Here is a 3,242-nt window from a genome sequence, read left to right as displayed (position 1 = left end):
GGAATTCAGGATCGGTTTGGTCCGACCGATTGCGCGCAGGACATCCTCGCTGCGGCATCCCGCAAAACAGTGGACCAGAATACCCCGCTCGCCCTGCCGGACTGAAAGCGACGGCGTTCGGTCTGCGTGCGCGGGGCAGACGCACATCGCATAGGAACCGTGCCAACGGCCCTTCAGTGCAGCAACGATGTCGATGGTCTCCTGGGTGGGTCTGAGCGCAATCAGCATAAATTCGCTCCTCTCAGCTCACCCCCACCATCTTTCCCCTTTGGATCGACCCGACGTTCTCCGGCACGGCTCGCGATGGCCACCGCCCCTTTCTTCTGTGCGATGCCAGATTGTGGGCGATTGCCATGCGCCGCCTGTTCATTTAGAAACGAGGGGCGATATCCGAACCACGCCGAAAGGTGTGGTAATGAAAAATCTCCTGTTCGTGCTCGTCGCTTTGACGCCGACGCCATCATCGGCGCGCGAAGCCATTCTCGACGTGTTTTCGCCAGAGGCAAAACCGGACTTCGCTGTGCTCGCCCCACAGTTGCGCGCGGCAGCCGATCTTGAGCAATCAGTGGAACCGCCTCCGGCTCCAGTGGATGCGTTTTCACCAGAGTTGAACGGCGACTTTGAGTTGATCCCTCACAGCTTCACGATCAATCCGTATGCCGCGCGTCCCGCTGTTCCTTCGTGGATGCGGGCAGGTGCATCATTCATGGGCCCTGCTTCTTCACCCTTTCGCCCTTTGCAGGATGACTCACTCTGCCAGTCCCGCAGCTTCTTCCCGCGATATGGTATCAGCAGGGATGCCCAGGCTCGCCGGACAGCCTATTTCAACCTGATCGTCGACGTGGCTTGCGATGCCGGCGTGCCCGTTGTTCTGTTTGACGCCTTACTGGCGCAGGAAAGCAGATATCGTCCCTTCGCGCGAAGCAGCGCCGGTGCGATGGGCATGGCTCAGCTGATGCCTGGCACGGCGCAATATCTGCGTGTCACCGACCCTTGGGATGTTCGGCAAAACCTTGTCGGCGGTGCGCGGTATCTGCGCGAGCAGCTGGATCGCTTCGGGACATGGGAACTTGCACTGGCTGCCTACAATGCAGGCCCGGGCCGTGTCGACCAGTTTGGCGGCATCCCGCCGTTTCGTGAGACCCGCAACTATGTGCGCACCATCATGGGCTCGATTGCCACCCCGAATTCGACCGGCGGCGTGTCGCTGGCCTCGGCGACGCTTCCCGCGCCCAATCCGTTTCGCCGGGTGATGCTTGCCTCGTTCGACGGACGATCAGACGTTCCAGAACACTGAGAACCCAACGTGCCAAGCATAGTACACACTGATCGCCAGGATGACGGGCGCGCCCTTGAGGTAGTTGAGCTGCCAGCGCAGCCAGAGCTTCGGGATGACCAGAGCTTTCTGGAGCCCCGTTTGGTGCGTGGGTCGCCATCTGCCACTGCGCCAGTCGTCGGCAGTCACTACTATCGCGAGCACTGCGCAGATCAGCGCCATCATTCCCACGCCGATGTAGAGCGATGTCCAAGCGATAAGGGCTTCCTGCTTCATGAGTCGGACCTAGTGCAGCGATGATCGAAGAGAGATACGCATTTTCGAAGCTCTTGTATCCCCCTGGCCGAATACTGCCTTTTTGCGGCCGAGCAGAGTGTGGCCGAGATTGAGCTCACCGCTGCGGGCGCGCCGCACCAGTGCCTGCATGTATGCATCGGGGTTCTTGCGGATTTGTCCGCTAGCCAGGTGATGCCCGGTGATTAGCGCGCACAGGAGTGCGATCTCTGTGCCCAGTATGGCGCTTGCCCGAGCGGCCGTACCCTGACCTAACTGGCAGACGCGAGCGACCGCGTGAAGCTCGGTCAGGCCGGGCCGTCTCCCAATTTCGACCATGCCGTCGATAAAGGGGAAGAGGGCAGGGGCTTCGGCCCAAACGAAACCCGATCGCTGGATGCCGTAGACATCATTCGCGTCGGTTGAGACCAGCGCACTCTGGCAAGCATCGGCTGTTTCATGCTTCGCCCTGTCGGCATCAGACGTGGTTCGAAGTTCATCAGGTTCCTGGCGGCAAGCGCCCTCTGCCAAGCCGTATACGGATTCAAGAGCTTCTTCAGGGCTGTATTGATGATGGTCATCCCGGGGCACCGTAGTGTCCCCGGAAGGTGTCAGCGACGCAATCTCGCCGAGCGATATGCGCTCTGACAACCGATCAAGCAGCCGCGTTGCGACCTCGGCGAGGCGGCCGAGCACTCCGATCGCGTCCATGGATCCTTTCCGCCTCTGGTATGTGCGCCGCGCCGCAGCGATCGCATCGAGCTTCTTTCTGGCCTTGTCAGCCCAAGGGTGGCCCTGCTCGAACGGCCGCAGCAGCCGGTAGGCGCTGCTTGTTGCCTTTCGAATCTCCTTGGGCAGGATCAGGTTCTGTTCGGCCAGGGCCTTTTCGGTGGCGGCGAGCTGTGTGAGGTAATCTTCGAGGAGGAGCAGCGGGGCTAGCGACCATCCTGAGGCGTCAGAGCGATCCAGGCTGTCTCGTGATCCAAGAAATCGTTTGCCGTTGCCCGCGAGGCAATAGGGGATGATCAGGCCGTATTCGGCAAGGCGCCTGATGTTCTTGCGCGCGGCGGTCCATCCGATCCGGCATTTGAGATGGTCGTTCGAGGCGGCGATGAGCGGGCCGCAGCGGCTGTCCCAGTCGATATTCATGGCGGCGATGCTCGCGGCGGCATCGTAAAGATCGCGCCAGACGATCCTCGGAACATCGATCGTCACGGGCGGCATTCTCGCGAAGGTCTCGATGATATCGAGCAGTTTGCGCCGACGTTGTCTTCCTGCACTTTCGGTCCCGGTATGTCCGAACCCTCGCATCATCTTGCTCACGCGCGCTGCATGTCTTGCCCGATCTGCCGGGTCTTCCATGAAACCGATCTTGGTCAGCTGTTCGGTCTCGAGCATCCCAAGTTTTGGCAGACAGGCGCCGATCGCTGCTGGCCCTCCCCGGCGGCGGCTATTCACCTCCCAGGCTGCCTGATTCTGGACAATAGTCATCCCTTCGCTCCCTCAGTCCTGAGGTGCGGCACAGACAAAGAACATTGCCCGCAAACGTTGCGAAAAATGCTTGCAAGTTGTCAGGGAGCAGGTAGCTTGCCGGTGTCTCTCGCCACGCTTTGGCGCGGCAAATTACAGCTTCCTTCGAAAGGCCCGGGCGCTGCCCGGGTTTTTCATGTCTGCGTCGCTGACCTCCCTTTCA

At 60.7% G+C, this 3,242-nt stretch carries 4 protein-coding genes; 1 reads left to right on the top strand and 3 read right to left on the bottom strand.

The window, feature by feature from the left end:
• Positions 1–228 (bottom strand): CHC2 zinc finger domain-containing protein (locus OPU69_RS19825; RefSeq protein WP_498513282.1); only part of this gene is annotated, 228 nt, incomplete at its 3' end.
• A 187-nt stretch (positions 229–415) separates the two neighbouring features.
• Between OPU69_RS19825 and OPU69_RS19820 the strand changes: the two genes are divergently transcribed.
• Positions 416–1,297, top strand: a complete 882-nt coding sequence (locus OPU69_RS19820) for a lytic transglycosylase domain-containing protein (RefSeq protein ID WP_498513280.1) — start codon at positions 416–418, stop codon at positions 1,295–1,297.
• Here OPU69_RS19820 and OPU69_RS19815 read toward each other — a convergent pair.
• Both OPU69_RS19815 and OPU69_RS19810 read right to left on the bottom strand, forming a co-directional pair.
• Positions 1,277–1,552, bottom strand: coding sequence for a hypothetical protein (locus tag OPU69_RS19815; RefSeq protein WP_444562584.1), 276 nt, complete (start codon positions 1,550–1,552; stop codon positions 1,277–1,279). The two genes, OPU69_RS19820 and OPU69_RS19815, sit on opposite strands and share 21 nt — an antisense overlap.
• Before the next feature lie 9 nt (positions 1,553–1,561).
• Entirely contained in the window at positions 1,562–3,040 is a 1,479-nt protein-coding gene (locus tag OPU69_RS19810; RefSeq protein ID WP_498513278.1) for a hypothetical protein, read from the bottom strand.
• Between the last annotated feature and the right edge of the window lie 202 nt (positions 3,041–3,242).

It is taken from the genome of Blastomonas sp. 34TW, assembly GCF_059803595.1.
The sequence above is the reverse complement of the archived record's forward strand: the minus strand, read 5'-3'. Positions and strand labels throughout refer to the sequence as shown.

Excerpts from the sequence above, each read along its gene's own strand:
- OPU69_RS19820 (WP_498513280.1), top strand. The coding sequence starts at position 416 with ATGAAAAATCTCCTGTTCGTGCTCGTCGCTTTGACGCCGACGCCATCA.
- OPU69_RS19815 (WP_444562584.1), bottom strand. The coding sequence starts at position 1,552 with ATGAAGCAGGAAGCCCTTATCGCTTGGACATCGCTCTACATCGGCGTG.
- OPU69_RS19810 (WP_498513278.1), bottom strand. The coding sequence starts at position 3,040 with ATGACTATTGTCCAGAATCAGGCAGCCTGGGAGGTGAATAGCCGCCGC.